Below are 26790 nucleotides of genomic sequence, written 5' to 3' on the forward strand. Positions count from 1 at the left end.
AAATAGTTGAAAATAATAAAATTTGATCTCTTTATATTGGAATTCACCTGAAATGCGGCAAGCGGGTTGTCGATACGCGGGAAAGCCGCGCGGCGTGCCGCAATGCAACAAGAATCGCGCAAACGGCGCGGCTCACGCCCTCTCCAACGAGAAAACGTGAGTTGATTTCACTACGCAGGGGTGGATTCCCATTTCATGGGAACGACGGGAAACTGCGCCGCCCCGGCCCGCCTCAGGCCTGGCGGCTGGACGCGAAGTCGTCGAGCACCTCGATGACCCGGTCGAATTCGAGGGATTTGTCGAAGAAATACTGCACGCCCAGTTGCTGGCAGCGTTTGCGATACGTCGCGAGCGCATAGTTCGTGAGGACGACCGCCATGACGTTGGGCAGCATGCCGGCGTCATGCAGATAGGACAGCACGTCCATGCCGGAGCCGCGCCGCAACTGAATGTCGACGATCACGGCGTCGAACGAGTCCTCCTTGAGCGTGCGGACCGCCTCGTCGGCCGTCTCCGCCACACCTGTCACCTGAAGCATTCCCGTGGATCCGAGCGCTTCGGACAGACTCTCGCGAATGACCGCCGAGTCTTCGATCAGCAGCACTTTCAAGGGCAATCGGGACCCCGTGAGCGCGGCCGCTTTCCCGGTTGGCATGACAACCTCTCCGTCAACTGATCAGACCGTTCTTGAGCGCGTAGAGCGTCAGATCGGCATTGGTTTTCAAATGCATCTTTTCCAGCACGCGCGCGCGGTACGTGCTGACGGTCTTCACCGAGAGGTGCAGCTCGTCGGCGATCTCCGTGGGGGTACGGCCCTGCGCGAGCTTGCAGAACACCTGAAATTCGCGCTCCGAGAGTTGCTCGTGCATCGGCTCGTCGACCGGCTGGTCGAGCTTCTGCGCGAGCAGGTCGGCCGTCACTTCGCTTACGTAGCGGTGGCCGCGCGCCACCGTGCGGATCGCCCGAATGATCTCCTCGGGTGCGGCGTCCTTCATCAGGTAACCGTCGGCGCCGGCGCGCAGCAGGTTGACCGCGTACTGAGCCTCGGGATATGTCGACAAGAACAGCACGCCCTGCTCGGGGCGCAATTGCTTGATGACGCGAAGCGTGTCGATTCCGTTCTTGTCAGGCATGGCGATATCCAGCAGCACGACATCAAAGGCCGTCTCGCGCACGGCGCGGATCACTTCGTCGCCGCTCGCCGCCTCGCCCAGCACTTCCATGTCCGATTCGTCCGCGATGAACTGTTTGAAGCCGGTGCGAACGATCGCGTGGTCGTCGGCGATCAGAATTTTTATTGTCAGTGACATCTAAGCTCCAGAAACTTTCCCCCTCGGCCGGCTGGCCGAATCTATCTGGCGTGTGCGCGCGCAGCATGGGCGTCACTCCCGGTCGAGCAGGTCACGCATGTCGTCGGCGTGCTCTTCCTCGACGGCCAGGATTTCCTCGAGCATGCGCCGCGTCGTGGTATCCCGGTCGCCCAAATAATGAATCATCTCGCGATAACTCTCAATCGCGATGCGTTCGGCGACGAGATCTTCCCGGATCATGTCGCGCAGGTTCTGGCCGGGCACGTATTCGGCATGGCTGCGCGAGGACAGGCTGTCGGGCGAGAAGTCGGGCTCGCCGCCCAGTTGCACGATACGCGCCGCGATGCGATCCGCGTGTTCCTGCTCCTGCGCCGCGTGCTCGGCGAATTCCGCGGCGACCGGCTCGGCGTGAATGCCGGTGGCCATGAAATGGTGGCGCTTGTAGCGCAGCACGCACACCAGCTCGGTGGCGAGCGCTTCATTGAGCATCTGGACGACCGCGTCGCGATCGGCCCGGTAGTCCTCCGTGACGGCACCGTCGTCGAGGTGCTCGCGTGCACGCTCGCGCAAGGCGCGAACGTCGATCTGGAAGTCCTCGCCCGCTGGCTTGCTGTGCCCATTACCCGTCATCGCGTGCTTGCCGGTGTCGACCGACTGCGAGGCATGGTGCTTGGCGTGCTTGGCGGTATGCATGTGCGATTCCTCCTTCCTGTCAGTATTGGCGGGAACGGGGACGCCCGATGCCGGCGCCCCCGACGGCAACGTGCGGGCGGCTATCGCCGGAACACCCCGAAGAGCAGCGTGACCAGAAAGATCACGAGGAAGATGAAGAACAGGATCTTCGCGATCTCGGCCGCGCCCGCGGCGATTCCCGTAAAACCGAAAACCGCGGCGATCAACGCGATCACGAAAAACACGACGGCATAGTGAAGCATCGCAACCTCCTTGATTGTGGACGGGCTTCGGGCGACACGCACACCGCGCCGCCCCGGTCACTGCGGCGCACGGCGCGCGGCCGCGCCCCGCGGCGCGCCGTCTAGTCGACGATCTTCTTGGCGACGGTCAAGCCAAGCAGCAGGAAGATCACGAACAACACCAGGAACAGCACGAACAGGATCTTCGCGATCCCGGCCGCACCGGCGGCGATCCCGGTGAAGCCCAACAGGCCCGCCACGATCGAGATCAGTGCAAACAACAAAGCCCACTTCAACATAGCGTTCTCCTTGGTCGATTCAATTCCCGGAGACTTTCTTCGCTCCCCACGTCTCGCTCGCCCTGCGCGCGGAGCTTGCGCGAACGGCCCGCAATCCATCGGGTGCTGAATGTATGGTAGAAAAACGGGCTTTCCGGAACTGCCCGGGCGCTTCTGGTTTTTGCGTAGGAATTGGCTGACAATTCCCGTGTGCAGGCGATTTTCGACTTATGATCAAAGCGAAATGACGCAGTCTGCGGATATGCGCGGATTGGTATTGTCTTCGCCCAACCCTTCTCGACACGCCCTCATGCCTCGATTGTTTACGTCCTGGTTACGTCGTCGCAGCTGGATCATCGCCATGATCGCCGCGATCGTCATCACGGTCGGCAGCCTGGTCGGGCTGGAGTCGGCACACCGGCGTCTCGCCTCCACCTACGAATCGGCGCTGCAGGCCATGACGGCGGCCAACGAGCTCAACGAAATCATGGCGCGCACGTCGACCGTGGTTTCGAGCCAGCGCGGCTATCTGCTCACCAAGGATCCCCTCTATCTCGACCCCTATCTGTCGGCGGTACGGCGCATTCGCGACCTCTCGGCGCTGGTCATCCAGCATTACGAAGACGTGCATGACACGCAGGCCACGAAAGACTTCGCCGCGGTGATGACACTGTTCTCCAATCGGATCGCCACGATGGAGGCCGCGCGTGCCGGCGTGATCGCCGGCACGATGACGCTCGAGCAGGCGCTCTCGCCCGACTACCTCGGCATCGGCGCGATGGAGCGCGTGCAAAACGGCATCACCGATCTCTACAACCGAGAACTCGCGCGCGCGCGCGTGGCGCAGGACGACGGCCGCTTCGATCAAGTGATCTCGGCCGTGAGCGCCGGCGCGCTCTCGGTGCTCACCATTGTGCTGTTCATCCTGCTGTTTCGCACGCTCGGGCGGCAGATGCGCCAGGAGCAGCTCGCACGCGACCAACTGCACGAGCAGCAGGCGCATCTGGACCGGCTCGTGCGCGAGCGCACCGAGCAGCTCGACGAGCTCGCCACCCACCTGCAAAACGTGAGCGAGGATGAGAAGACGCGTCTTTCGCGGGAACTCCACGACGAGCTCGGCGCGATTCTCACCGCGTGCAAGATGGACGTCACCTGGGCGCACCACAAGCTCCGCAGCAGCGATCCGGTCGTGGCGGAGAAGCTCGCGCGCGCGCAACGCAATCTCGATTCGGGCATCCAGATCAAGCGGCGCATCATCGAGAACCTGCGCCCGACGGTGCTGATCAACTTCGGCCTCGTCACCGCGCTGCGCTCGCTCGCCGAAGAGACCGCCGACCAGCAGCACTGGGAGCTCGATCTCGATCTGCCGGAAGACGACTTCGCGTTGCCCGAGTCCACCGCCATCGTGCTGTTCCGCGTGGCGCAGGAGGCGCTCACCAATGCCGCGAAGTACGCGCGGGCGACGGCCGTGCGCGTCGCGCTCGCGTGCGACGATCAGCGCGTGCGGCTCGAAGTGATCGACAACGGCATCGGGCTCACGCCGGATCAGTTCAACAAACCCAAGACGCACGGACTGTTCGGCATGCGCCAGCGCGTCTCGGCCAAGGGCGGACGCATCGACATTCATTCGTTGCCGCAGCGGCTGGGCACGGAGATCCAGGTCGTGCTGCCGCTGTGCAACCCGGCCGACGCCCCCGAGATCGCCACGGAAGTCACTGAAAGTACCGCCCCCGCCGTACACGGCCCCGCACGCCCCGAGGCGCATGAGACGGCCGCCGCAGCGCCGGCCGACGACTCGAGCGCCGACGTGGCCGAGCACGAGCGCCCCGCCTGAAACCCGCTGCTCGTGGGAATACGCCGACAGCGCAACCCGATTCCGCCTACGCCGCGACGGTGATGTGGCTGACAGCGCGGGCATTTCGCACTCCCTAACATGGAATCACCCGCCGTCCTGCGGGCGCGGCAACAACGCGCGAGGCACCGCGCGCGACATCGCCGCCGCGCGAGAATCCCATCTACCCAATATTGAGGAGTGGTCATGAACTCGGATCTGATCAAGGGCAAGTGGAACCAACTCAAGGGCGAAGTCAAGAAGCAATGGGGCAACCTGACCGACGACGATCTGCTGAAGATCGAAGGCAATCGCGACAAGTTCGTCGGCGTGATCCAGGAGCGCTACGGCAAGGCGAAGGCCGACGCCGAGCGCGAAGTGGACACCTGGAACGACCAGCACAAGCTCTGGTAAGCCCCGAGCCGCCGGCCCGCCCGGCGGCGGGCGCTGCCCCCGCGCAGCGCATTGCCGCCACGCGCCTGTGACGACCTCACCTCTCAAAGGAGAAATCCAAATGAAACGACTGATCGCCATTGCACTGCTGAGCGGCTTCGCGCTGGGTCTGGCCGGCTGCAACACCGTCCATGGCGCCGGCAAGGACGTCGAGCGCGGCGGCGAAGCCATCCAGGGCGCCGCAGATCGCAACAAATGACGGTAATTTCATTGCCCCCCACGATCCGCGATGCCCCGGCATCGCTTCCCACGATCGCCAGCCGATAGGAGGACATTGAGATGTCACGACTTGCCTTGAACCTGCTTACCTGCGCCTGCCTCGCGACGGGAGCTGCCGGCCTGCTGGGGACCGCCTCGGCCAACGCGGCCGACGCCGCTGCCAAGGACCGTTACGACGCCGCGCAGAAGTCGGCCGAAGCCGACTACAAGGCCGCCGCCGCGCGCTGCGACGACCTGAAGGACAACGCGAAAAAGGTATGCATCGAGGACGCCAAGGGCAACGAGAAGATCGCCAAGGCCAACGCCGAGGCGGATTACAGGCAAACCCCCAAAGCGCGCTACGACGCAGCTATCGCCAAGGCCGACGCCGACTACCGCGTCGCCAAGCTGCGCTGCGACGACAAGAAGGGCAATGACAAGGACGTGTGCCTGAAGGACGCCGAGGCCGCCAAGACGAAGGCCTACGGCGACGCCCAGGTCATGCGCACGAGCCGTGAATCCTCCAAGGACACGCGCGCCGCGCGCCAGGACGCGAACGACGATGCGAACAAGGCCCGATACAAGGCCGCACTCGAACGGTGCGATTCGCTCTCGGGCGACAGCAAGGACACCTGCGTGGCCGACGCCAAGGCCCGCTTCAACCAATAAGGCGCAAGCCGCTTCAACCAGCGAGTCAGGCGCAAGCTTTTAGCGGGGAGGAGAAGGCGCCCGCGCTCCCGGTCCCGGACCGGGCGGGCGCCGGCAGCAGGCGGATGTCGCGCGAGGCGGCATCCGCCGCTGTTTTTACGCCACACGCCAAGGCAGGGCCAGGCACGCCTTGTAAATGAATGTAACAAGTGCGGGAGGCGCCGGCCCGCCCTGGCCTCCCGCCGCGCCCGATCGTGTCAACCGAAACGAACGCAAATCGTTGATTATGAATAGAATAGGGGCCTGATTCACACGTTTGGCGGCCGCTTTTCTACGCCCGAACGTTCCCCACTGTCCGGGACCGCGCATACTTTGCAACAATTGCGCCACGCTCGCGATTCGGAACTTCAGTACAGTTAAGCCAAGGAATCTGACGAACCAGGGTGCCGGCGGGCACCGGGCGCGTCGGCCGGCATGGTGCCGGTCCGGGCGCTGTCATCAGTACGCTGCCAAGTCGCAGGAGAAATGTCATGAAAACCAAGTTTGCCGCCCTTGCCGTCGCCGGGATCGCGCTCGCGGCGGGTGCGATCGGGACGGCGCAGGCGCACGTCTCCGTCGGTATCGGCATTGGCGTGCCGCTGATCGCACCGGCACCGGTCTATGCGCCCGCGCCGGTCTACGTGGCGCCGCCTGCGCCGGTCTATGTGGCGCCGCCGCCCGTGTACGTGGCGCCGGCCCCGGCCTACTACGGCCCGCCGCCGGTGTATTACGGCCGCCCGTACTATGGCCGCTACGGCCACGGCTACTGGCGCCACGGCCGCTGGTACGCCTATTGATCGACGCCCGCGGCGCGCGCCGTGCCGCGCCGTGCTGGAAAACGAACGCGCCGCCGACATCGCTGTCGGCGGCGCGTTTTCATTGGGCCGAACCGGGGCGCAGGCCGACTACCGGGCTACCCGGTAAGCAATCCGGAAGCCGCCCCAGTGACGGCCATTCACATAGATCGGCGCGGAAGCGTCCTTCATCACCACGAACTGGCCGCCGCCCATGTCGCGACGATAGGTTTGCAGCAGCAGCGGTTTGGTGTTGCGCCCGGCCGCCGCGCCGGTGCGGTCGTTGAAGAGCCGGCGGTTGCGGCAGTTGGCGGCGTTCCACACCGGGTCGTTGGTCGGCGTCTGCGAAAACTTGCGGTTATGCGTGGGCAAATAGCCGTTCTCGTCCACGGCCGCGCAGAACGCGATGCGGTCGTTGAGCGCGAGCAAGGGCTCCTGGATGGCAGGCAGCGTCTCGTCGGTAAAGCGCGTGAAGCTCGCCATCAATTGCTGCGGGTTCGAGCCGGGAATCGGCTGATAACGGCGGTCGAACAACTCCTGCTCGGTGATCCTGCCCTTGGCGAGCGCCGCCTCGAAAGCCTCGCCAACCTGCTTGGCCGCACGGCGCACCGCGCGAATGAACGGCGTGTCCTCGGTTTCCACGTCCGCCTCGGCGATCAGGCCGATCAATTGCTCCGAGACCGACAGCAGACCGTTGATGCGCTCGCGCGCGCTCTCCACGTGCTCGGCCGAATGCGCCACGCCGTCGGCCATTTCGTCGACGTGCGCGGCGAGCGTGCCGCACTCGTGCTCGATGGCCTCGCTCGCCTGCGCGATCTGGCCCGCCTGCCGATCGAACGTGTCGAGCGCGGTGCCGGCGGTCTCGATCACGCTCGCAATCGCGCGCGTACCCTCGCGCGCGTCGTTCGCGCGCGAGACGTTCGCGTTGCTCTCGCGCATGAGGCGCTCGGTGCGCTCCGCGAGTGCGCTAAGCGTCTGTTCGATCTGCTGCGTTGCCTCGGCCGTCTTGCTGGCGAGTTGTTTGACTTCGGTGGCCACCACGGCGAAGCTGCGTCCGGCCTGGCCCGCGCGCGCCGCTTCGATGGCGGCGTTCAGCGCGAGCAGATTGGTCTGGCGGGCGATCACCGAGATGCCCTCGGCCACCTTGCCCACATGTGCGAGCGCCTCGCGCAGACCGCCGATTTCCTCGGCCATGCCGGACACGCCTTCGACGAGGCCATGAATGGAGGCAAGTGATGCGTCGGCCGTGCTGCGCGAGGCGGCAATCTCGGCGCTGGCGCGATCGGCCACGTCGCGGGCCTCGCGAGCGGCCGCGGCGATGCGCTGGTTCCCTTCGCTGGTGTCGGCAGCGGCGCGACGCAGTTCCTGGAAGACCTCGGCCTGCCGCTTCGTCCGGACGGCGATTTCGTCGACGTTACCGGCAATGTCGCACAGCTCGATGCCGAGCGTGCCGGCGCTCCTGGCCACCTCGTTCATGATGTTGACGGTCTGCGCAGCACCCCGATTGCGCGTGAAAAGCCCCATCGTCAGTCTCCTCGCATCTCTGATCTGCTTGTTATGACGAGTGCGCGAGCTTCGCAGGGCCATCGCCTCCAAAGCCTTGAGCTTGCCCGCGAAAATGCCGCTCGGGCGCTCGCGCCACACGCTGGTGTGTCGAAAAGTATAACGGGAGAAAAAACGGGCGACTTGAGGGTTTCCTCGCCCCTTCCGACGTTATCGGGGCACCCTCTCACGCGGGGCTTACGTTGGACTTACGCTCGAATCCGATCGGGAGTACACCGGATTTACATGGAACCCACGGCGGCGCTCGCCGGGCTTGGCGCGCAACTGCCCGCGCCGCGCAGCGCCTTGGCGAGCGCCTCGCCCACGGCAATGGCCAGTGCGCCGGCATCGCGCCGGCGCAACAAGGCGACTTCGCTGTGCGCGTTCGCGTCCTCCAGTGCCACGCGCCGCACGTCGGCCTGCACGAGCGCCGCCAGACTCTCGGGCACGATGGCTACGCCGAAGCCCGCGGCCACGAGATTGACGAGCGTGACCTTGCGCGAGGTCGCCATCGCCGCCGTCGGAAAGAATCCGTGTTGCTGACACAGCTGGGCCACCCGGTAGCTCAGGCCGCCACGCTCGCGATGCGGCAGCGAGACGAACGGCTCCGAAGCGAGCGCCGCCACACTGACCGAGGTCTGCCGCGCCAGCGCATGCCCCGGCGGCACGACCAACAGCAGCCGCTCGCGTGCCATCGTCTCGCAAACGAGCGACGGCGCAGGACGCAGCACGGGCAGCCGCACCAGCCCGAGGTCGATGCGCCCGGCCTCGACTTCGTCCTGCTGTTGTTCGGACGACAGCGTCGAGATGTCGACGCTCACACCGGGGTTGGCCTGCAGGTGCGCGCGAAGGGCGGCAGCCAGCGCTCCGGCAAACGGCACGGAACTGGAGTGCGCAAGGCGCACCGTGCCCTGCTCGCCGCGCGCGACGCTGCGGGTGAGCGCGACCGAGCTTTCGAGTTCGGTGAGCACGCGCCGCGCCTCGTCGACGAACGTGCGCCCGGCCGGCGTGAGCGTCACGCCCTTCGACGAGCGCTCGAGCAGCACGGCCTGCAATTCCCGTTCAAGCTCCGAGATCTGCCGGCTCAGCGCCGACTGGGCGACGAACAGACGCTCGGCCGCCGCGCTGAATCCACCCGCGTCGACGACTTCGAGGAAATACCGCAACTGCCGCAGCGACACCATGACCATGCCGTTTCGAGATCGAACACCGCCACATTCTATATTGGCGCCGCGCCCGCCGGCCGCCCTATGCTGACGGCAGCCCCGCACGCCATGCGGCTTGCGGCTCCTCCGTCCTTCCTGCCTTGCTACGGTAGCTCGCCATGCCCGTCTCGCTGTCCGCTCCGCTCGTCGACACATTCATCAGCGCACTGCCCGCCGCCGGCGACTGGCTGCTGATGAGCGCCGCCGTCATCGTCGCCTATGTGATCTTCGGCATCGCCGGTTTCGGCACCGCGCTGGTTGCAAGCCCCGTGCTCGCCTGTGCGATGCCGGTCGCCCAGATCGTGCCAATGCTCGCGCTGCTCGACTTCGGCGCCGCCTCCGGCAGCGTCTTGCGCAACGTGCGCGAGGCCGACACCGGCGAGCTGCGTCGCCTGTTGCCGGCAATCATCGTGGGCAGCGTGGCCGGCGCGACCTTGCTGCTGCATCTGCGGCCGGACGTCCTGTTGCGTGCGTTGGCTTGGTTCATCTGCGCTTACGCGGTGTTCTCACTCGTCGGGCCGCGCGCGAAATCCCGCCTCTCGCAGGCGTGGGCGATTCCGTTCGGCGCGGCCGGCGGCATGCTCGGCGCCATGTTCGGCAGCGGCGGCTTCCTCTATGCGATCTACCTGACGAGCCGACTCGAACGCGTGGAGGCGATGCGCGTCACGCAAGCCACGCTCATCGGCCTGAGCACCCTCGTGCGCGCGGCCATGTTCCTGCTCGCCGGGGTCTATGCCAGTCTGCCGATGCTGATGAACGCCGTCTCGCTGATCCCGGCGATGGCGGCCGGCATGTGGCTGGGCAGGCACATCACGCTGCGCCTGTCGCGCCAGCAGTTCGTGAAGGCGGTGAATCTCGTGGTGCTGGCCGCCGGGCTCGCGCTGCTGCTGCGCGGTCGCTAGGGCCGGAGCGCATGAGGGCACGGCGGCACCTCGGCACCATGACGGTCGCCGCGCGGCCTCACAACGGGTATGCTGACGACCGTCATTGCCCTGTGCGCCCTGTCATGCCCCTGCCCGCCCTTGTCGTCTTCGGCGAAGCCCTCACCGATCTGATTCGCCAGCCCGATGGCGACGGCCGCCAGTGGGTGAGCCGCGCCGGCGGCGCCTGCTGGAACGTTGCACGCGTATGCGCCGCGATGGGCGTGCCTACGGGCTTCGGCGGCGCGATCAGCACGCACGCGCCGTTCGGCGCCGAACTGCTCGCGCTCTCGCACGAGGCCGGACTCGATGCGCGCTACCGGCAGGCCGTGGACGCGCCCGCGCTCGTCGCCGTCGTGCATCGCCACGATCCACCGGCGTATTTTTTTCTGGGCGAGGGGGCGGCCGACCTTGCGTTCGATCCGGCAGCGCTCCCGCACGGCTGGGAGGCTGCGGCGCGCATCGCGCATTTCGGCTGTATCAGCCTGGTTCGCGAGCCGCTGGCCTCGCGGCTCATCGGGCTGGCCGAGGCGCTGCACGCGCGCGGCGTTGCGATCAGCTTCGATCCGAATCTGCGCAACCTCATGGGGCCTGGCTACTTCGCGACCTTTGTGCGGATGGCCCGGCTTGCCCGCTGGCTCAAGCTTTCGGTGGAGGACCTGCGCGCGCTCTTTGCCGGCCGCGCGGACGCCGACGCACTCGTCGAAGTGCACCGCATCGCACCGCGCGCCAGCGTGCTGTTGACCGATGGCGAGCGTGGCATGCAACTGCGCCTGCCCGATGGCATCACGCTCGATCAACCCGCTTACCGGGTCGAAGTGGCCGACACTGTCGGCGCGGGCGACGCCGCGATCGGCGGCTGGCTCGCGAGCCTGTCGCGCGAGCCGCGGGCGAGCGTGGCCGAGCATCTGCGCCGCGCCGCGGCAGCGGCCGCACTCGCATGCACGCGCACGGGCGCCCACGCTCCGCGGTGGCATGACGTGCAAACGCTGATTGCCTCGCAGCGGCCCGCGCGCTGACGCCGCCCGCTGCCTTGCCACCCGCTGCCACTCGTTGTCACCCGTTGCGCCCCGTTGCCGGCGTCTGTCCGGCGTCTGTCGCGCCCGCGGCGCGCCAATTATCCGAATAATCGCTATGATGAGAGCCAACCATCACCTTAGCCGATGCATTCGACATGACTCCGGATCAATTGCTGACGTTCGCGACGGTGGCCGAGTTGGGCAACATCAGTCACGCGGCGCAGGCGCTGCACCTCTCGCAGCCCGCGGTTTCGGGCCAACTGCGGCTGCTGCAGGAGTCGTTCGGCGAGCCGCTGTACCGCCGCGACGGGCGCGGCATCCGGCTCACCCCCGTAGGCGAGCAGGTCGCCGTATACGCGAATAAACTGCGCCAGGACTATCGCCAGGCGCTGGCGCTGCGCGACAGCTTGCGGGGCATGGAAACGGGTGCGCTGCGTATCGGCGCGAGCACCACGCCGGCAAGCTATCTGTTGCCCTACGTGATTGCCGCGTTCCACCAGCGCTATCCGGCCGTGGCGCTGCATATCATCGACGGCAACACCAGCGAGATCGTGGCGCAGCTCGAGCGGCTCGACGTCGCTTTCATCGAGGGCGCGGTGCCGCCCGGCCTGTCGCCGGAGGTCGCCGTGCGTCCGTGGCGCGACGACGAGATCGTCGCCATCGCGCGGGCCGATCATCCGCTCGCACAGCAGCCGGAAGGCGCGTCGTTGCAGCGCATCGCGGACTATCCGCTGATCCTGCGTGAGCCGGGTTCGGGCGTGCGCGCCCTCGTGGCGCGGGCGTTTTCGGTCGCGGGACTCACGCCGCGCGTGGCGCTGGAGCTCGCCGGGGTGGAGAGTATCAAGGAAGCGGTGCGGGCCGGCATGGGGGTGGGCTTCGTGTCGGCCATGTCGATGCGCCACGAAGACGCCGCGCTGGCGGCCGTGCGCATCGACCCGCCGCACGGCCTCAAGCGGCTGCTGACCGCGCTCGTGCCGCATGCCGACGCACTGTCGCGCCCGACCGAGCGCTTTCTCGAGCAGTGTTTCCGGGGCGACGCCGCCGATCCGGCGACCGTGCGGTGACACGCGCGGGCGACCCCATCGAACGCCCCGCGGCACTCGTCGCACGGCCCACCGGACCGGCGCGTCAGGCCGATCTCCTACGGCCTCATTTGAAATCCCACGCCATCTGCTCGGCAACCGGGGTCGCCTCGGACGAGCGCACGCACACTTCCAGGTAATCGGTCACGGGCGTGGGCGCGCGCACGCCCTCGTCGAGCAGGCGCCGATTGTCGAACACGTAGTCGAGCGCCGCGAACGCGCCGTAGCGGCGCAGCGCCTTGGCCATGAGCCGGCCGTTGCCGTGCCCGAGCTGATGCGCGAGTGCGGGCGTAAGCCGCTCGATGTCCTGCTCGCCGATGCGGCGAAAACGCTCGCCAAGCGGCGGTACGCCGCGCGCCTTCGCGAGCGCCGCCTCGATCTCGCCGACCGTGCGCGCGCTCGCCGCGCCCGCCGACACGTGATACAGGTCGTGCCGCAGATGCGGCAAAAACGCAAGATCGATGAGCGCGTCAGCGCAGAAATCCACAGGCACCACGTCGAGACGATCGTCCAGCGCGCACGTGAACGCACCCAGCAACTGCACCATGCGAAACATCCAGAAGATGCTGCCGGACGGCTCGCAGCCCAGCCGCGTGTGCCCCACGACGATCGATGGCCGCGCGATCACCAGCGGCAGCCCGGGCCATTCGCGCCGCAGGCGCCGCTCCGCTTCCGCCTTGGAAGCCGTGTACGGCACCAGTTGGTGTTCGGCACGGGCGAGCTCGTGCGATTCGCCGACGACGCCGGCGACGCCCGCCCACTCGTCGCCGCATGCCATGGCAGTGCCCACGTGAACGAACCGTTCGAGCACCGGCGACGCCGCCACGGCGCGCGCGAGGGCCAGCGTGCCGGCGACGTTGACCGATTCGAGCTGGGGGTGCGGTGAAAAACTGGCGATGGCGCCGGCGTGAATGACATGGGTTACCCGCCGCATGCGGGCATCGTCCTCGAAGCTCGCAGGCTGTGCGAGGTCGCCGCAGACGATATTCGCCTCGGTGAGCGTGAGCCGATGCACGGGCGGCACGCGAAAGCGGTCCATCGCTGCGCGCACGCGCGCCAGTCCGTCGCCGGTCGTGCGCGCACGCACGAGGAGTAGCAACGACGGGCCGAACCCGTCCTTGAGGAGCTGGGCGACGACGGCGCCGCCGACAAAACCGGTGCTGCCGGTCACAAGAATTCGCATGGCAATGGCCTCGCTATACATCAGGGTGCCGCTGATGCATCCGCTGCATCGGACACATCGAACGAGAAGAAACGGCGCGCGGCGAACGCGCTCGTCAGAACGTGTAGTTGAGCGTCGCCGCCGCCTGGTAGTTGGTCTTGTTGAACACGATCGGGCTCTTCGAGGCGTTGCCGGTATAGCGCATGACGCCGCCGGCCACCGTGGTGCTCCAGTGCTTGGTGAACCTGTGGGTCCAGTTCGCGGTGAGGCTCACGCCGTAGAGGCCGCCGCCGGGCGCGTACTGCCGGAAGCCCGAATTCAGGCTCTGGTCGGCCGTCACGCCGAAATACGTCTGCGCATACTTGCCGCTCGCGAAGTGCGCCGTGGCACCCAGGCCCACGGAGTCGGTCGGCGTCTTGTAGACGATGCCGTCCACGGCCAGGCGGTAGACGTTGCCCCGATCGCGGTGGGACAGCGGAATGTCGGTGGCCACGCTCACCACGGCCACGTCGCCGATCGCATAGCCGGCCTGCAGCGTGGTGAGCACCGAGCCCTTGACGTCGCCCATGCCGCGCAGTTTGTCCGAGCCAGTGTCGAGGCTCTTCTTGCGGTCCTTGCGGCCTTCGTCGTAAGACAGCGCGGCCGAAACGAAGAACCCGGCGGGCAATGTCAGGCGGTAGCCGACGCCGCCCAGGCCGACGAACACGCCGAACGGCGTTTGCAGCGCAAGGTTGAGCGCGGGCGTGACGCGGTACTCGTCGCTGCCCATATAGCGGGGGGAGTAGCCCACACCGCCGCCGATCGTGAACTCGTAGCCGCTCTCCGGCTTGTTCGCGGGCAGGCTCTGGTCGGGCTGGATGCCGCTGTAGCGCGCCGGATCGACGGCATGCGCCTGCGAGGCGGCGCCGGCCAGCGCGAGCCCGGCGGCGCCCGCAGCGGCGAAGCGGGACAGGGGGCGGCAGTGGCGACGATGGTGACGGCTTTTCATGGCACTCCTACAAGATCCGTTGAACTTCTGTCTTTTCCGGGAAAGGGAAACCTGCGCAGGGACGGCAAGTTGAGCGCATGGTAGGCGCGAAGCGCCGCCTTGGCTGTTATTCGATTTAGGAGCTTTGTGAACAAATGTTTTCATTTGTTCGCAGGTTTGAAACGCCCGCCCGGCAGGGTTTCGGGGCAGTAGAATGCGCCTCACGGGAGTGCCGCCGCGATGGCGGCACGGCACATAACAGGAAAGGAATACGGCCATGTACCGTGTCTTACTGGTCGAAGACGATGCGCGCCTGGCCGCGCTGGTCACGGAATATCTGCACGCGTACCGCTTCGAAGTGATGGTGGTGGCCAACGGGGCCCGGGCGCTCGAACGTTTTCGCGCGTTTGCGCCGGATATCGTGATCCTCGATCTCATGCTGCCCGGCATGGACGGCATGGAGATCTGCCGCCAGCTGCGCGCGCTCAGCACCACGCCCATCCTCATTCTCACCGCGCGGGAGGACACCTACGACCAGGTCGCGGGCCTCGAAGTCGGCGCCGACGACTACGTGGTCAAACCGGTCGAGCCGCGACTGCTGCTCGCGCGTTTGCGCGCGCTGCTGCGTCGATCGCTGCCGCCGGCCGAGCCGGTGGTCGAGGGCGAGGACGCACTCACGTTCGGCCAACTGCGTATCGTGCCGCGCGATCGCACCGTGTTCTGGCGCGGCGCCCCCGTCGAGCTCAAGTCCAACGAATTCAGCCTGCTGCTGATTCTGGCGCGCGGCGCGGGCCGCGTCGTGACCCGCGACGAGATCCTGCAACAGTTGCGGGGTATCGAATTCGACGGCATCGACCGCACGGTCGATGTCGGCATCTATCGGTTGCGCAAGCGCTTCGAAGACACGGACGGCGAGCCGCAACGCATCAAGACCGTGTGGGGACGGGGCTATCTGTTCAGCCCGTCCGCGTGGGAGAGTTGAATCATGTTTCGCATTCTTCTGAAGCTCTATGCCCTGGTCGGCGTCTCGGTGGTCGCGGCCATCCTGTTGATCACGCACACCTTCGGCACCGTCTTCTACGACACCATGAACCGCGCCGCGCAAGCCCAGCTCGGCGGCTATGCCTGGCTGGTCAACCGCGCTCTGGGCCAGATCCCGGAGGCCGACTGGCCGGCATTCGTGGCCGAGTTCGGCGCCCGCGGCAACGACACGCTCGAGATCAGGCCGCTCAAGGATTTCCCGCTGCCGCGCGAGTCCGTGCGCAAAGACCTCGAGGCCGGGCTGCCCGTAGCCAACGATACCGACGGCGATCACTACGCCATGCGGCTTCGCGACTCGCAATGGGTGCTCACCTCCACGACCGGCACCGACCTGAGCCTCAAGCAGATCAACTACCTGGCCTATGCACTGCTCGCGCTACTCATGCTGATCGCGGTGCTCACTTGGGTGCGCTGGTACTGGACCGACGTGCAGGCGCTCAATCGCGCCGCGCGCCGCTTCGGCGAGGGTGACTTCAGCGCGCGCGCGCGCGTGTCGCGTTTCTCGAACCTCAGTGCGCTCGTGCGCGTCTTCAACACGATGGCCGACCGCATCGAGCACTCCATCAAGACGCAGAAGGACATGATCAACGCGGTCTCGCATGAACTTCGCACCCCCATCGCGCGCCTCGACTTCGGGCTGGAAATCCTGCAGCAGCGGCGTCACCTGCCCGACGGCGAGGAGCGGATCAACGCGCTCAAGGGCGACATTCGCGAGCTCGACGAACTGGTCACCGAACTGCTCTCGCTCGCGCGGCTCGACCAGATCACTGCGCCGCCCACGCGCCATACCGTATCGTTGCGCCTGATGTTCGACAGCCTTGCCGCGAATTGCACCGAAGTGCTGGCGGCGCGCTCGATCACGCTCGACATTGCCGCCGAACCCGGCGCGGACTGCGTGCAGGTCGAGCCGAAGCTGCTCGCGCGCGCCGTACAGAACCTGCTCAACAACGCCATGCGCCACACCACGCGGCGCATCGTCTGCGGTGCGAAAACGTGCGAAAGCGGCGAGATCATGATTTACGTCGACGACGACGGCGAAGGCGTGCCGCCGCCCGAACGCACGCGCATCTTCGAGCCGTTCCACCGGCTCGACAGCAGCCGCAACCGGGCCACCGGCGGCTTCGGCCTGGGGCTCGCCATCGTGCGCCGCATCGCGCTGCTGCACGGCGCCCGCGTGGGCGTCGACACCTCGCCGCTCGGCGGCGCGCGCTTCACCATTACCCTGCCCGGCACCCCCGCCGCGTAGCGCCAGGGCGCGCCACATGGCTTTCTGACGGCGAACGGCCGGCGTCCACGCGCCGGCCGTTCGCGTTTGCAGCGCCTTCTCCCGCGGGTGGAGACCTCGCCGTGTTCCGCGCCGCCCGGCCCTCACGGCACGTCCGCCCTGGTCCTCGCCCCCAACCCTCGCCCCCGACCATCGCTCTCCCCCCCGCTCTCACCACCGCCCTCACCCGATATTTCGGATGGCGATCGATTGTCATGCTCGCGACATGTTGGGCGCCTACATTGGCGGCTCAATTTAATCCCAAAGAGGACCCTGTAATGAAACCCAACTTCCGCATCGCGGCGGCGGGGTGCTGCCTGGCGCTCGCCGGCGGCCTGCCCATGCCCGCTCTGGCCCAGTCCAACGTTCAGCTCTACGGGCTGATCGATTCGGGCGTCGAATTCCTCACCAATGCCGACAAGAACAGCGCCGGCAACACCGTCAGCCTCTCGCGCGTCACCTCGGGCAACCTCGCCGGCTCGCGCTGGGGCCTGAAAGGCACCGAAGACCTCGGCGGCGGCAACAAGGCGCTGTTCCTGATCGAAAACGGCTTCAACCTCGGCAACGGGCAGTCGCTGCAAGGTGGGCGCGAATTCGGCCGTCTGGCCTACGTGGGGCTGTCGAACCAGTCCATCGGCACGTTCACCATCGGCCGTCAGGGCGGCGTGTTCCTCGACTGGGTGAGCAAGTTCAATCCGCTGAACAACGCCGTGTACGCCATCAAGATGCAGGACACGGCGTTCTCCGACCGGCTCGACAACAGCCTGCGCTACACCGGCAAGTTCGGTGGGTTCGAGGCGATGATCCAGTACTCGAAGGGCTATGACGACGTGAGCTTCGGCAGCGCAACGCCGGGCGACAACCGCCGCGCGCAAGTCGTCGACGCCGGCATTCGCTACGCCAGCGGCCCGCTGTCGTTCGTGCTCGCCTACGACCAGAAGAACGGAGGCTCGGTGCTGCCTAATGCGGCCATGACCGCGAAGGTCGGCGGCTATGAAGGCAACGTCGATCGCCGCATTGCGGCGGCCGCACAGGTCTCGCTGCAACGCGTGGACCTGTACGCCGGCTATCGCTACCTGAATGCGAAGGCGATCCACCTCTCGGCGCTGAACAGGAGCCCGGTCGAAGCCTCGAGCTACTACTGGCTCGGCACGACATGGCACGCCACGCCGGCGCTCGACCTGTCGGCGACGGCGATGTACCAGGACTTCTACGGGACCAACCGCGATCCGCTGTCGTTCCAGGTGAGCGCCGATTACAACTTCTCGAAACGCACCGACGTCTACGTGAATCTCGGTTACGTCGTGAACCGCAACGGCTCCGATCTCGGCCTGAACGGTTTCGGCGCCAACGTCGTTGCCGGCAAGAACCAGTTCGGCACGATGGCCGGCATCAAGCACACGTTCTGATGACAGGCGACACTCACGCGCTTCGGCGCGTCGCGCCGACGGCGCAATCGAACGACGTGCCGGAAGCGGCGTTGCCGGCCGCATCGGCGGGCGCATCGGCGAGCGCATCGGCGGGCGCGTCGAATGGGACGTCGAATGGGACGTCGAATGGGGCTCCGAATGGGACGTCGAATGGGGCTCCGAATGGGGCCCCGAATGGGGCGTCAGCGGGTGTCGCCGTCTCGGTGCGCGCACTGCACCAGCACTTCGGTGCGGTGCGCGTGCTCGACGGCGTCGATCTCGACGTGCCGGCAGGCACGACCACCGCGCTGCTCGGCCCGTCGGGCTGCGGCAAGAGCACGCTGCTCAGGCTGCTCGCCGGCCTGCTTGCGCCAACCGCGGGCGAGATTCGCTTCGACGACACGCTCGTCGCAAGCGACACCGTCTGCCTCGCGCCGGAGCGCCGAACGCTGGGCATGGTGTTCCAGGACTACGCGCTGTGGCCCCACATGACGGTTGCCGCCAACGTGGCGTTCCCGCTCGAGATGCGCGGCCACATCAGTCGTGCACAGCGCGCCGAGCGCGTGGAAGCGGCGCTCGCGCTCGTCGGCCTGGCCGGTTTCGGCGCGCGCCGCCCGCAGTCGCTCTCCGGCGGTCAGCAACAGCGTGTTGCACTCGCGCGCGCGATCGTCGCGGCGCCACGCCTGCTGCTCTTTGACGAACCGCTATCGAACCTCGACCGCGATCTGCGCACGCGTTTGTGCGCCGACATCGGCGCGCTGCTCTCGCGCCTTGGCACCACGGCCGTCTACGTGACGCACGATCGTGAGGAAGCCGAGGCGCTGGCCGACCAGATCGTGATCCTCGCCCACGGGCGCGTTGACAAACGTATTACGAGGTAGCCCATAATGCTCCACCGCAAAATTATCGCGACACTCACCATGGCCTTTGCTGCAAGCGTCGGCGTGCAACATGCGCATGCGCTGACCGTCTACACCGCCGGCCCCGGCAACCTGAGCAAGAAGCTCGCCGCAGGTTTCGAGAAGAAGACCGGTATCAAGGTCGACGTGTTTCAGGCCACGACGGGCAAGGTGATGGCCCGCATCGAAGCCGAGCAGGCCAACCCGCGCGCCGACGTGCTCATCTCGGCCTCGTGGGACACCGCTCAGGATCTGGAAAAGCGCGGCTGGCTCGCGCCGTTCCAGAGCGCCAATGCCGCGCGCGTGCCGGCACCGTTCAAAACCACGCACTACGTTGCGCAAGGCTTGTCCGCGCTCGGCATCGTGTGGAACGCCAAGTCCGGCACGCCCGAGCCGCACGACTGGCGCGACCTCACCCAGCCGAGCTATCGCAATCTCGTCACCATGCCGGACCCCGCGCTCTCGGGTGCGTCGGCTGATCTGCTGCTCGGTTTGCAGGCGCGTCTGGGCGGCGAGGCGTGGAAGCTCTTCGACGAGCTCAAGCGCAACGGCATGGTCGTCTCCGGTCCGAATGCGCAAGCGCTCAACCCGGTGCTCCAAGGCGCCAAGGCGGCCGTGTTCGGCGCGGTCGATTACGTCGCGTATGCGGCGGCGGCGAACGGCGAAGCGGTGAAGGTGATCTTCCCGACCAGCGGCACGGTCATCGCGCCGCGCCCGATGATGATCCTCAACACCTCCAGGCAGCAGAACGAGGCGCGCCAGTTCATCGACTACGTGCTCTCGGAAGAAGGACAGCAGATGGTCGCCGAGGCGTGGCTCATTCCCGCGCGCGAGGACATCGCCATCAAACGCGCATCGTTCAAGGACCTGCGTCTGCTGCCGCAAGGCGACGCCCGGTCGTCGGGTGCGTCGCGCGCCGAAGTCCTGGCTCGCTTCGCCAGACTCAACGGCCAGCACTGACGGTGAAATCGCTTCGACTACTGCCGGCGGCGACGCTCGCGGCGCTCGCCGTCGTGGTGGCGTTGCCGCTCGCGTTCGTTGTGCTGCAGGCGGTGTTTCCGCACCTGGCGCAAGGCTCGCTCGACGCGTTGCGCGCGCCGTTCTCCGCCGTGTGGCCCACGCTCTCGCACGCCAGCACGTGGCCGTTGGTGACCAACACCTTGCGACTGGGACTCTCGGTCGCGCTCGGCACCGCGCTCGTGGGCGGCGCGCTGGGCGCGGTGCGCGGGCTGTTCCACGTGCCGGGCGCGCGGCTCTGGGATCTGTGCTTTCTGTTGCCGTTTCTCGTGCCGCCATACCTCGCGGCGCTGGGCTGGATGCTCCTGCTGCAAACGGGCGGCTACGCTCAGCAACTCGCCGGGCTCGATGCCGGACGCTTCCTCTTCTCGCTGCCGGGCCTCGTCTTCGTGATGACGCTTAACATCTTCCCGGTCGTGTACTTCGCCGTGTCGCGCGCGCTGGCCACCACCGGCGCGCGGCTCGCTGACGTGGCCCGGGTACATGGGGCGTCGGCGTGGCGGGCGTTTGCGCGCGTGAGCCTGCCGCTGGCGCTGCCCGCGTTCGCGGCCAGCCTGCTGCTGGCGTTCACGATGGCGATCGAGGAGTTCGGTGCGCCGGCCGCGCTCGGTGCGCGCGCGGGCTTCGACGTGCTGGTCACGGCCATCGAGGGCCGCTTCGCCGATTGGCCGATCGACTTGCCGGGCGCGTCCCTGCTGTCGATGGTGCTCGCCGCGATCGCGCTCCTCGCGTTCGTGCTGCAGCATCGGCTCGCCGCTGGCAAGGACTTCGAGACGCAGACGGGCAAGCCGATCGCCTCGCCGCCGCGCGCGCTGGGACGCTGGCGCGTGCCGGTGTTGTGCGGCTTCGGAGGGGTGGCGCTCGTCGCGACCGTGGCGCCGCTCTTCTCGATTCTCGCGACGGCATTCTCGGGCACGCTCTCCGGGGGGCTTTCGCTGACCAACCTCACGACGGCGCACTTCGCGGCGCTGCTCGGCCAGGGCGCGGAAGGGCTCGATGCGCTGGCAACGAGCCTGTCGCTCGCGCTGGGCACGTCGCTCGTCACCGGGGTGCTGGGATTTCTGTGCGCGTGGTGCGTCGTGAAGTCGACGATGCGCGGGCGCCTGGCGATCGACGGCCTGTCGCTCATGCCGCACGCGTTGCCGGGCGTCGTCGTGGGGGTGGGGCTGATCCTCGCGTGGAACCTGCCGTTCTGGCCCGTCACGCCATACAACACCTGGGGCATTCTGCTGCTGTCGTATAGCTGCCTGCTGCTGCCCTACCCGGTGCGTTACACGAGCGCGGCGCTGCGTCAGACGGCGGCCTCGCTCGAGGCGGCCGCGCGCGTGCATGGCGCGTCCTCCGGCGTTGCCCTGCGGCGCATTACGCTGCCGCTCGTGATGCCGGCGCTCGGCGCATCGCTCATGATCGTGTTCGCGATCGCATCGCGCGAGCTCGTCACGTCGCTGTTGCTCGCCCCGAGCGGCGTGCAGACGGTATCGATCTTCGTGTGGCGACAGTTCGAGCAGGGTTCCATCGGGCAGGGCATGGCGATGGGCGTGGTGTCGATGGCGGTGAGCGGCACGCTGCTCGCGCTGGCCTCGAAGCTGACCGGCCGGGCGGCGAACGGCTAGCCGGCGGCAGACATCGGCGAGGTCCGCCGGCCGGCCCCGCGCTGCCGCAGCACTGTATTGCTGTATCGCCGGCGCTGTACCGCTGAATCCGGCGTCGACGTTGCGCCGCCGGGCCGCAGTCGGGACCACAGTCGGGGCCGCACCCGGGCGGCCTGCGGTGCGGCACCGGCTCAGAACGGCATGCGCACCAGTTCCTCGACGGCGCCGACAACCTTGTCGCGCGTCTTCATCAGCATCGAGAACGAGAGTTCGGCCTGCGCACTTGCCAGCATGGCGCCGGTCAGGTCATTGCTGTGCCCCAGGTCGACCGCCATCATGCGCTCGCCCGCTTCGCGCTGCGCGGCATCGACGCCGCGCAGCATGGCACCGAAATCGGGGGCGCCGGACGTGCCGGCGTGCGCGAGATCGGACTCGCTCGCACCGGCCGCCCGGCCCAGCTCGCGTTGTGTCGCGTGCATGCGATGCAACTCGTTGGTCAGCGCTTGTGTCATCGAGACGGGCATTCAGTTCTCCATCGTTGGCCGCGGCGTCCCCCCGTATGGGTTTCGCCTGAAAGACCCCGCACTTTACGCACGCCCACTATCGCCATAAATAGGCATCCCCCCAAAGCGCGACGGGTTGGGGCATTCCCCAACAACAAGGCCCAGCGCGGCCATTAGGATGCGAACTTCCCTGCGCTCACGAGCGCTGCGAACCGTCTCCCACCATAGGAATCCCATGCACGCGCCTACGTCGCCCCCGGATATCCGGGCCCTCGATCCGTGCCGGCTCGGCCAGCCCACGCAACACCTCGATCCGCTCACCGAGCGGTTGCGCGCGCGGCTCGATGTCCAATTGCCGCAGCACGTGCGCCATCGCCATGCTATGGCGTGGCGCGTGGCGGCCATGTCGGTAAGCGCGAACGCGCCCGCGGGCGGCAACCTCATCGTGCAGCGTTTTCGCGTCGCTGATCAATCCATCGACGTGGCGCTCGATGCGGGCCTGCTGCGCGACGCCTTCCGGCTTCGATACGACGCCGACGACTTCGTCGGCCCGCCCGCGCTGCACATCGCACCGCGTGCGGCGACCTACGAGCGCTTCGTCGTGCGGTTCGCGCGGCAGATGCTCGACGCGCTGCGCCAGGCGCTCTCGCCCCAGGCGCCTGCGATGCCGCCGGACGTCGTCGAGAACGTCGACGCCGATCCGCGTCTCACGCCGCCCTCGCTGTGGATCGTCGCGAGCATCACGGATCGCGCGGGCCCTGACGAGCATACCGCCGGCGCGCCGCTGGGCGCTGTCGCGTATCGGCTCGCCGCCGAGGACGCCCGCCAATGGCTGTCGAAGCTCGGCCCCGACGCCGGCGAGCGCGCCGCGCAACGCACCACGCCGCCGTGCGAGCTGGCCGCGATTCCGGTGCGCCTGAGCGCGCACTGGCTCGACGTCGAACTGACGCTGGGCGTCCTGCTCGATGCCAGGGCGGGCGACGTGCTGCCGGTCCGCTTCATGCCGCGCGCTCTCGTATGCATCGACAACGATCCGCTGATGAGCGCCGACATCGTCGAGCGTGAGGCGCATCTGTGCCTCACGCACTTTCAAACCCTTGAATGACCCCGCCATGTCTGCCACTTCCCTCATGTCCGCCGACCTTCCGAACGCATCCGACGCCCACGCGCCGGATGCCGCCGCCATCGATACGCTCCACGACGACCTCGCGACCCTGGGCAGCGCCTCCGACGAGCTCGGCGCCGACTGGCTCGATGACGCCGCTCCCAGCCACGCAAATACTGCCGGCGGCGGCCAGCGCGCGGCCGGCGGCGAGCAGGCCGCCCCCGCCCCGCTCGCCATGCGCGAGACGCTTCGGCGCGTGCCGGTGAAGCTCACGCTCGAAGTGGGCGCCGCGCGCCTCACACTGGGCGAGCTCGCGGCGTTGCGCGCCGACGACGTGCTCAGTCTCGACCGGGCCGCCGGCGCACCGCTCTCGGTGCTGGTCAACGGCGTGCCCGTCGGGCTCGCCGAGGTGGTCGTCTCGGGAACCCAGTACGGACTGAAGATCCTCACTCTCGACGCGATCGAGCTCGATCGGCTCGCGCAATGAACACCACGCGCCATCTCGCGCCCCAGCGGCAACCGCGCAAGCGAGAACGCCGCCTCGTGCCGCGCACCTCCGGGACATTCGTGCTGGCACTGGTCGCGGCCGGCCTGGCGCTGGCCGCGACCGGCGCACGCGCGGACGACGCCGCCGCCCTGATGCAGATTCGCACGCAGGGCGGGAGCACCGACTTCACCGTCAAGACGCAGTTGCTCATCCTGATGACGCTGCTCGGTCTGCTGCCGATGCTGCTCATGGTGATGACCACCTTCGTGCGTTTTGCCATCATCCTCGCGCTGCTGCGTCAAGCGCTGGGACTCCAGCAGGGCCTGCCCTCGCGTGTGCTCACCGGCATGGCGCTGCTGCTCAGCCTGCTCGTGATGCGCCCGGTGGGCGAGACGATCTGGACTCAGGCGGTGGTGCCTTACGACCAAAACCGCATCACGCTCACCGAAGCGCTCGCCGCCGGCGAAGCGCCGCTCTCGCGCTTCATGCTCGCGCAAACGCGCCAGACGTCGCTCGACCTGATGGCGCGGCTCACCGGCGAGACGGACGTTGGCGAGCCGCAGGCGCACAGTTTCCTCGTGAAGGCGTCGGCGTTCCTGCTAAGCGAGCTGAAGACGGCGTTCCAGGTCGGCGCAATGCTGTTCATTCCGTTTCTCGTGATCGACCTGGTGGTCGCGTCCGTGCTCATGGCGATGGGCATGATGATGCTCTCGCCGCTGGTCGTCTCGTTGCCGCTCAAGCTTCTGCTGTTCGTACTGATCGACGGCTGGACGCTCACCGTCAGCACGCTCGTGACGAGCGTTCAGGCGGTCTGAGGAGGCGCAATGCTCACCAGCGACATCGCCATCGACCTCGGGCTCGACGCCCTGCGCCTCGTCATCGTCATCGTGCTCGTGCTGATCGTGCCGAGCCTCGTCACCGGCCTGGTGGTCGCGCTGTTTCAGGCCGCCACGCAGATCAACGAACAGACGCTGTCGTTCCTGCCGCGGCTGATCGTCACGCTGCTCACGCTTGGCCTTGCCGCGCCGTGGCTGGCGGGTTCGCTCACCGACTTCGCCGCCGAGATCTTCGCCCGTGCGGCGTCGCTCGCGGGCTAGCGCCGTCGCGCGCGCCGCAGTCCGGCCATGTCGATTCCGCTGCCATTCCCGTCCCCGCTCCCGATTGCCGCCTGGCCCGGCCTCGAAGGCTGGCTCGCCCAATGGCCCGCGCAGCTCGCGCTGCTCTGGTGGCCGTTCTGCCGCTTTCTCGCCGCGCTCAGCATGCTGCCGCTCGTGGGCGAGGGCGCGGTGCCGGTGCGCTGGCGCATTCTGGCATCGCTGGTGTTGAGCCTGGCCCTGTGGCCGGTCCTCTCGCGCAGCGGCGTGCCGGCCACCGATCCGTTCTCGTTCGCCGGCGTGGCGCTGGCCGCGCAACAGGCACTCATCGGCGCAGGGCTGGGCCTCGCGTTCTTCGTCGTGCGTGCCCTGCTCACGCTCGTCGGATATCTATGCGCGTCACAAATGGGATTGGCCATGGCGGCCATGAACGATCCCATGAACGGGGAGGCAACCGAGCCCGTCTCGCTGCTCATGGTGTGCCTCGGCATGTTGCTGTTCTTCATCGCGGACGGGCATCTCATCGCGCTCGCCGTCGTCGCCCGAAGTTTCGACGTGTGGCCCATAGGCGTGGGCTTGCCGCCCGATGCGCTGGGCGCGCTGCTGCGCTCGCTCGGCTGGACGCTCGCCGCGGCGATGACGTTGGCCCTGCCGGTGGTCCTGACCACGTTCATCGTCCAGTTCGGGCTGGGACTGCTCAACCGGGCCGCCCCGGCATTGAACCTGTTTTCGCTGGGCTTTGCCGTCACGACGCTCGTCGGCCTGGTCGTACTCGCCGCCGTGGTGCCGGCGCTGCCCGCGCATTACCTCTCCCTCACCGAGCGCGTGCTCGACGCGCTCGGGCCCGTTTCACGAAGGCACTGACGCATGGCCGCACACGACACCGGCGACAAGTCGGAAGCCCCATCCGCACAGAAGCTGCGCCGTGCACGCGAGCAGGGGCAAGTGGCGCGCTCGCGCGACACCGCGACGGCTGTCGGCATCGTGGCCAGCGTGGCGGTACTTGCCGCGAGCGCTGCGTCGCAACTCGACGCCTTTCGCTCGCTCTACGCCGCCGCGTTCGCCGATCTGGCGGGCGTCGGCTTCGACGGTGCCTGGACGGCGCTGCTGCCCGCCGCGATGTGGCTGCTCCTGAAGCTCCTCGCCCCGCTCGCCGCGATCCCCTTGTGCATTGCGGCAGCGGCGATGCTTCCCGGCGGACCTGTCCTGAGCGCCTCGCTGCTCAAGCCAAAATGGCAACGCCTCTCGCCGAAGGCGAACCTCGGCCGGCTCACCTCGCCGAAGCACTACGCGCAGGTCGGCACCGCCGTCCTCAAGGTGGCGCTCGTGGCGAGCGTGCTGGTGCTCGTGGTACGCACGCGCTGGGAGGCCCTGCTCGCGCTGCAGGCGGGCGCGCCGCGCGAGGCCATCGCCGTCGGCCTGGATCTGGTGCGCGACGCAGTGCTCGTGCTCGGCGGCGCGTTCGTGGCGTTCGCGCTGCTCGACCTGCCGCTGCAGCGCTTTTTCTTTCTGCGCGATCAGCGCATGACCCGGCAGGAAGTGAAGCAGGAGCACAAACAGACCGAGGGCCGGCCGGAGGTCAAGCAGCGCATCCGCCAGCTTCAGCGCCGCCTGGCCGAGCGCAGCCTGCGCCGCACGGTGCCCACGGCCGATGTCGTGATCGTCAATCCGACGCACTACGCCATTGCCCTCAAGTACGACACGGGCCGGGCGCAAGCGCCCTTCGTCGTGGCGCGCGGTCTGGACGAGACGGCCGCAGTGCTGCGCCGGATCGCCCGCGAGCACGACGTCGACGTCGTGAGCGCCCCGCCGCTGGCCCGGGCGCTGTATCACACAAGCCAGGTCAACCAGCAGATCCCGGCCGCGCTCTACGACGCCGTGGCGGTGGTGCTGGCTTACGTGCTTCAACTGCGCGCCTGGCGCGCGGGCGAACGCGCCACGCAACCCGAGCGACCGGACTCGCCGCGCGTGCCGGCCTCGCTCTCCGATCCACCCTCACCGCCACCGCGCGCCTGAT

Annotated in this window: 30 protein-coding genes; 20 read left to right on the forward strand and 10 right to left on the reverse strand. The window is 67.6% G+C overall.

The window, feature by feature from the left end; translation table 11 throughout:
• Nucleotides 1-232: 232 nt before the first annotated feature.
• From CDN36_RS16560 to CDN36_RS16580, 5 genes are all read right to left on the reverse strand, one after another.
• Nucleotides 233-655, reverse strand: a complete 423-nt coding sequence (locus tag CDN36_RS16560) for a response regulator (protein WP_150556515.1) — start codon at nucleotides 653-655, stop codon at nucleotides 233-235.
• 13 nt (nucleotides 656-668) lie between these two features.
• A complete protein-coding gene (locus tag CDN36_RS16565; RefSeq protein ID WP_150556514.1) occupies nucleotides 669-1310 on the reverse strand; it encodes a response regulator in 642 nt (213 codons plus the stop codon).
• Between the two features lie 72 nt (nucleotides 1311-1382).
• Nucleotides 1383-1940 carry a ferritin-like domain-containing protein gene (locus CDN36_RS16570; protein ID WP_287497337.1) on the reverse strand — a complete coding sequence of 186 codons (558 nt, stop codon included), beginning with the start codon at nucleotides 1938-1940 and terminating at the stop codon, nucleotides 1383-1385.
• Between the two features lie 143 nt (nucleotides 1941-2083).
• Nucleotides 2084-2245, reverse strand: a complete 162-nt coding sequence (locus CDN36_RS16575) for a DUF1328 domain-containing protein (RefSeq protein WP_039414459.1) — start codon at nucleotides 2243-2245, stop codon at nucleotides 2084-2086.
• Nucleotides 2246-2346: 101 nt separating this feature from the next.
• Nucleotides 2347-2523, reverse strand: coding sequence for a DUF1328 family protein (locus tag CDN36_RS16580; RefSeq protein ID WP_042114863.1), 177 nt, complete (start codon nucleotides 2521-2523; stop codon nucleotides 2347-2349).
• Nucleotides 2524-2863: 340 nt separating this feature from the next.
• Here CDN36_RS16580 and CDN36_RS16585 point away from each other — a divergent pair, with 340 nt between their 5' ends.
• The 5 genes from CDN36_RS16585 to CDN36_RS16605 all read left to right on the forward strand — a co-directional run bounded on the left by CDN36_RS16585 (nucleotide 2864) and on the right by CDN36_RS16605 (nucleotide 6468).
• Nucleotides 2864-4336: a sensor histidine kinase gene (locus CDN36_RS16585; protein WP_287497310.1), complete on the forward strand. Its 1473-nt coding sequence runs from the start codon at nucleotides 2864-2866 to the stop codon at nucleotides 4334-4336.
• 204 nt (nucleotides 4337-4540) lie between these two features.
• The gene (locus CDN36_RS16590; protein ID WP_150556512.1) at nucleotides 4541-4747 is read left to right on the forward strand and encodes a CsbD family protein; all 207 of its coding nucleotides are present in this window, start codon (nucleotides 4541-4543) and stop codon (nucleotides 4745-4747) included.
• A 100-nt stretch (nucleotides 4748-4847) separates the two neighbouring features.
• Nucleotides 4848-4985 carry an entericidin A/B family lipoprotein gene (locus tag CDN36_RS16595; protein ID WP_150556511.1) on the forward strand — a complete coding sequence of 46 codons (138 nt, stop codon included), beginning with the start codon at nucleotides 4848-4850 and terminating at the stop codon, nucleotides 4983-4985.
• Between the two features lie 80 nt (nucleotides 4986-5065).
• Nucleotides 5066-5653 (forward strand): hypothetical protein, encoded by a 588-nt coding sequence (locus CDN36_RS16600; protein WP_150556510.1) that lies wholly within the window; start codon nucleotides 5066-5068, stop codon nucleotides 5651-5653.
• 509 nt (nucleotides 5654-6162) lie between these two features.
• Complete coding sequence (locus CDN36_RS16605; protein WP_174966433.1) at nucleotides 6163-6468, forward strand: hypothetical protein; 306 nt, start codon at nucleotides 6163-6165, stop codon at nucleotides 6466-6468.
• 108 nt (nucleotides 6469-6576) lie between these two features.
• On the opposite strand, the gene CDN36_RS16610 is transcribed toward CDN36_RS16605, so the two are convergent.
• Nucleotides 6577-7989 carry a methyl-accepting chemotaxis protein gene (locus tag CDN36_RS16610; RefSeq protein ID WP_150556509.1) on the reverse strand — a complete coding sequence of 471 codons (1413 nt, stop codon included), beginning with the start codon at nucleotides 7987-7989 and terminating at the stop codon, nucleotides 6577-6579.
• Between the two features lie 260 nt (nucleotides 7990-8249).
• The gene (locus tag CDN36_RS16615) at nucleotides 8250-9197 is read right to left on the reverse strand and encodes a LysR family transcriptional regulator (protein WP_287497311.1); all 948 of its coding nucleotides are present in this window, start codon (nucleotides 9195-9197) and stop codon (nucleotides 8250-8252) included.
• 134 nt (nucleotides 9198-9331) lie between these two features.
• On the opposite strand from CDN36_RS16615, the gene CDN36_RS16620 reads away from it, so the two are divergent.
• The 3 genes from CDN36_RS16620 (at nucleotide 9332) to CDN36_RS16630 (ending at nucleotide 12215) form a co-directional block, all read left to right on the forward strand.
• A complete protein-coding gene (locus CDN36_RS16620) occupies nucleotides 9332-10114 on the forward strand; it encodes a sulfite exporter TauE/SafE family protein (protein ID WP_150556508.1) in 783 nt (260 codons plus the stop codon).
• Nucleotides 10115-10218: 104 nt separating this feature from the next.
• Entirely contained in the window at nucleotides 10219-11151 is a 933-nt protein-coding gene (locus CDN36_RS16625) for a carbohydrate kinase family protein (protein WP_287497312.1), read from the forward strand.
• A 155-nt stretch (nucleotides 11152-11306) separates the two neighbouring features.
• Nucleotides 11307-12215 carry a LysR family transcriptional regulator gene (locus CDN36_RS16630; protein ID WP_150556506.1) on the forward strand — a complete coding sequence of 303 codons (909 nt, stop codon included), beginning with the start codon at nucleotides 11307-11309 and terminating at the stop codon, nucleotides 12213-12215.
• A gap of 85 nt (nucleotides 12216-12300) precedes the next feature.
• Here CDN36_RS16630 and CDN36_RS16635 read toward each other — a convergent pair whose 3' ends face one another.
• Nucleotides 12301-13416 (reverse strand): SDR family oxidoreductase, encoded by a 1116-nt coding sequence (locus CDN36_RS16635; protein ID WP_287497313.1) that lies wholly within the window; start codon nucleotides 13414-13416, stop codon nucleotides 12301-12303.
• Nucleotides 13417-13510: 94 nt separating this feature from the next.
• A complete protein-coding gene (locus tag CDN36_RS16640) occupies nucleotides 13511-14383 on the reverse strand; it encodes a MipA/OmpV family protein (protein ID WP_287497314.1) in 873 nt (290 codons plus the stop codon).
• 256 nt (nucleotides 14384-14639) lie between these two features.
• On the opposite strand from CDN36_RS16640, the gene CDN36_RS16645 reads away from it, so the two are divergent.
• The 6 genes from CDN36_RS16645 (at nucleotide 14640) to CDN36_RS16670 (ending at nucleotide 21605) form a co-directional block, all read left to right on the forward strand.
• On the forward strand, nucleotides 14640-15344 hold the full coding sequence (locus CDN36_RS16645) for a response regulator (protein ID WP_287497315.1): 705 nt from the start codon (nucleotides 14640-14642) through the stop codon (nucleotides 15342-15344).
• A 3-nt stretch (nucleotides 15345-15347) separates the two neighbouring features.
• The gene (locus CDN36_RS16650; protein ID WP_287497316.1) at nucleotides 15348-16649 is read left to right on the forward strand and encodes an ATP-binding protein; all 1302 of its coding nucleotides are present in this window, start codon (nucleotides 15348-15350) and stop codon (nucleotides 16647-16649) included.
• A gap of 296 nt (nucleotides 16650-16945) precedes the next feature.
• Complete coding sequence (locus CDN36_RS16655; RefSeq protein ID WP_287497317.1) at nucleotides 16946-18076, forward strand: porin; 1131 nt, start codon at nucleotides 16946-16948, stop codon at nucleotides 18074-18076.
• A 224-nt stretch (nucleotides 18077-18300) separates the two neighbouring features.
• Complete coding sequence (locus CDN36_RS16660; protein ID WP_502920380.1) at nucleotides 18301-18957, forward strand: ABC transporter ATP-binding protein; 657 nt, start codon at nucleotides 18301-18303, stop codon at nucleotides 18955-18957.
• A gap of 39 nt (nucleotides 18958-18996) precedes the next feature.
• Nucleotides 18997-19935 carry an ABC transporter substrate-binding protein gene (locus CDN36_RS16665; protein ID WP_244958193.1) on the forward strand — a complete coding sequence of 313 codons (939 nt, stop codon included), beginning with the start codon at nucleotides 18997-18999 and terminating at the stop codon, nucleotides 19933-19935.
• Nucleotides 19936-19937: 2 nt separating this feature from the next.
• Nucleotides 19938-21605: an ABC transporter permease gene (locus tag CDN36_RS16670; protein ID WP_287497318.1), complete on the forward strand. Its 1668-nt coding sequence runs from the start codon at nucleotides 19938-19940 to the stop codon at nucleotides 21603-21605.
• Nucleotides 21606-21775: 170 nt separating this feature from the next.
• On the opposite strand, the gene fliE is transcribed toward CDN36_RS16670, so the two are convergent.
• On the reverse strand, nucleotides 21776-22108 hold the full coding sequence (gene fliE / locus CDN36_RS16675; protein ID WP_241014275.1) for a flagellar hook-basal body complex protein FliE: 333 nt from the start codon (nucleotides 22106-22108) through the stop codon (nucleotides 21776-21778).
• A 214-nt stretch (nucleotides 22109-22322) separates the two neighbouring features.
• On the opposite strand from fliE, the gene CDN36_RS16680 reads away from it, so the two are divergent.
• The 6 genes from CDN36_RS16680 to flhB are packed head-to-tail and all read left to right on the forward strand — an operon-like array spanning nucleotide 22323 to nucleotide 26789.
• The gene (locus tag CDN36_RS16680; protein ID WP_287497319.1) at nucleotides 22323-23192 is read left to right on the forward strand and encodes a flagellar motor switch protein FliM; all 870 of its coding nucleotides are present in this window, start codon (nucleotides 22323-22325) and stop codon (nucleotides 23190-23192) included.
• Nucleotides 23193-23199: 7 nt separating this feature from the next.
• Nucleotides 23200-23679, forward strand: a complete 480-nt coding sequence (locus tag CDN36_RS16685) for a FliM/FliN family flagellar motor switch protein (protein ID WP_287497320.1) — start codon at nucleotides 23200-23202, stop codon at nucleotides 23677-23679.
• Nucleotides 23676-24494 carry a flagellar type III secretion system pore protein FliP gene (locus tag CDN36_RS16690; RefSeq protein ID WP_287497321.1) on the forward strand — a complete coding sequence of 273 codons (819 nt, stop codon included), beginning with the start codon at nucleotides 23676-23678 and terminating at the stop codon, nucleotides 24492-24494. The genes CDN36_RS16685 and CDN36_RS16690 overlap by 4 nt, the downstream gene beginning before the upstream one ends.
• 9 nt (nucleotides 24495-24503) lie before the next feature.
• Nucleotides 24504-24776: a flagellar biosynthesis protein FliQ gene (gene fliQ / locus CDN36_RS16695; RefSeq protein ID WP_150556495.1), complete on the forward strand. Its 273-nt coding sequence runs from the start codon at nucleotides 24504-24506 to the stop codon at nucleotides 24774-24776.
• Nucleotides 24777-24803: 27 nt separating this feature from the next.
• Nucleotides 24804-25637, forward strand: coding sequence for a flagellar biosynthetic protein FliR (locus CDN36_RS16700; protein WP_287497322.1), 834 nt, complete (start codon nucleotides 24804-24806; stop codon nucleotides 25635-25637).
• Nucleotides 25638-25640: 3 nt separating this feature from the next.
• Complete coding sequence (gene flhB / locus CDN36_RS16705; RefSeq protein WP_287497323.1) at nucleotides 25641-26789, forward strand: flagellar type III secretion system protein FlhB; 1149 nt, start codon at nucleotides 25641-25643, stop codon at nucleotides 26787-26789.
• The last annotated feature ends 1 nt before the right edge of the window (nucleotide 26790 follow it).

It is taken from the genome of Pandoraea sp. CB10b_02, from assembly GCF_002216225.1.
Taxonomy (GTDB): Bacteria; Pseudomonadota; Gammaproteobacteria; order Burkholderiales; family Burkholderiaceae; genus Pandoraea; species Pandoraea nosoerga.

Coding starts and splice junctions, on each gene's coding strand:
- fliE (WP_241014275.1), bottom strand. CDS start 22,108: ATGCCCGTCTCGATGACACAAGCGCTGACCAACGAGTTGCATCGCATG.
- CDN36_RS16625 (WP_287497312.1), top strand. CDS start 10,219: ATGCCCCTGCCCGCCCTTGTCGTCTTCGGCGAAGCCCTCACCGATCTG.
- CDN36_RS16590 (WP_150556512.1), top strand. CDS start 4,541: ATGAACTCGGATCTGATCAAGGGCAAGTGGAACCAACTCAAGGGCGAA.
- CDN36_RS16635 (WP_287497313.1), bottom strand. CDS start 13,416: ATGCGAATTCTTGTGACCGGCAGCACCGGTTTTGTCGGCGGCGCCGTC.
- CDN36_RS16650 (WP_287497316.1), top strand. CDS start 15,348: ATGTTTCGCATTCTTCTGAAGCTCTATGCCCTGGTCGGCGTCTCGGTG.
- CDN36_RS16690 (WP_287497321.1), top strand. CDS start 23,676: ATGAACACCACGCGCCATCTCGCGCCCCAGCGGCAACCGCGCAAGCGA.
- CDN36_RS16610 (WP_150556509.1), bottom strand. CDS start 7,989: ATGGGGCTTTTCACGCGCAATCGGGGTGCTGCGCAGACCGTCAACATC.
- CDN36_RS16615 (WP_287497311.1), bottom strand. CDS start 9,197: ATGGTCATGGTGTCGCTGCGGCAGTTGCGGTATTTCCTCGAAGTCGTC.
- CDN36_RS16685 (WP_287497320.1), top strand. CDS start 23,200: ATGTCTGCCACTTCCCTCATGTCCGCCGACCTTCCGAACGCATCCGAC.
- CDN36_RS16655 (WP_287497317.1), top strand. CDS start 16,946: ATGAAACCCAACTTCCGCATCGCGGCGGCGGGGTGCTGCCTGGCGCTC.
- CDN36_RS16585 (WP_287497310.1), top strand. CDS start 2,864: ATGATCGCCGCGATCGTCATCACGGTCGGCAGCCTGGTCGGGCTGGAG.
- CDN36_RS16580 (WP_042114863.1), bottom strand. CDS start 2,523: ATGTTGAAGTGGGCTTTGTTGTTTGCACTGATCTCGATCGTGGCGGGC.
- CDN36_RS16565 (WP_150556514.1), bottom strand. CDS start 1,310: ATGTCACTGACAATAAAAATTCTGATCGCCGACGACCACGCGATCGTT.
- fliQ (WP_150556495.1), top strand. CDS start 24,504: ATGCTCACCAGCGACATCGCCATCGACCTCGGGCTCGACGCCCTGCGC.
- CDN36_RS16700 (WP_287497322.1), top strand. CDS start 24,804: ATGTCGATTCCGCTGCCATTCCCGTCCCCGCTCCCGATTGCCGCCTGG.
- CDN36_RS16605 (WP_174966433.1), top strand. CDS start 6,163: ATGAAAACCAAGTTTGCCGCCCTTGCCGTCGCCGGGATCGCGCTCGCG.
- CDN36_RS16570 (WP_287497337.1), bottom strand. CDS start 1,940: ATGACGGGTAATGGGCACAGCAAGCCAGCGGGCGAGGACTTCCAGATC.
- CDN36_RS16665 (WP_244958193.1), top strand. CDS start 18,997: ATGGCCTTTGCTGCAAGCGTCGGCGTGCAACATGCGCATGCGCTGACC.
- CDN36_RS16640 (WP_287497314.1), bottom strand. CDS start 14,383: ATGAAAAGCCGTCACCATCGTCGCCACTGCCGCCCCCTGTCCCGCTTC.
- flhB (WP_287497323.1), top strand. CDS start 25,641: ATGGCCGCACACGACACCGGCGACAAGTCGGAAGCCCCATCCGCACAG.
- CDN36_RS16600 (WP_150556510.1), top strand. CDS start 5,066: ATGTCACGACTTGCCTTGAACCTGCTTACCTGCGCCTGCCTCGCGACG.
- CDN36_RS16645 (WP_287497315.1), top strand. CDS start 14,640: ATGTACCGTGTCTTACTGGTCGAAGACGATGCGCGCCTGGCCGCGCTG.
- CDN36_RS16560 (WP_150556515.1), bottom strand. CDS start 655: ATGCCAACCGGGAAAGCGGCCGCGCTCACGGGGTCCCGATTGCCCTTG.
- CDN36_RS16595 (WP_150556511.1), top strand. CDS start 4,848: ATGAAACGACTGATCGCCATTGCACTGCTGAGCGGCTTCGCGCTGGGT.
- CDN36_RS16680 (WP_287497319.1), top strand. CDS start 22,323: ATGCACGCGCCTACGTCGCCCCCGGATATCCGGGCCCTCGATCCGTGC.
- CDN36_RS16575 (WP_039414459.1), bottom strand. CDS start 2,245: ATGCTTCACTATGCCGTCGTGTTTTTCGTGATCGCGTTGATCGCCGCG.
- CDN36_RS16620 (WP_150556508.1), top strand. CDS start 9,332: ATGCCCGTCTCGCTGTCCGCTCCGCTCGTCGACACATTCATCAGCGCA.
- CDN36_RS16630 (WP_150556506.1), top strand. CDS start 11,307: ATGACTCCGGATCAATTGCTGACGTTCGCGACGGTGGCCGAGTTGGGC.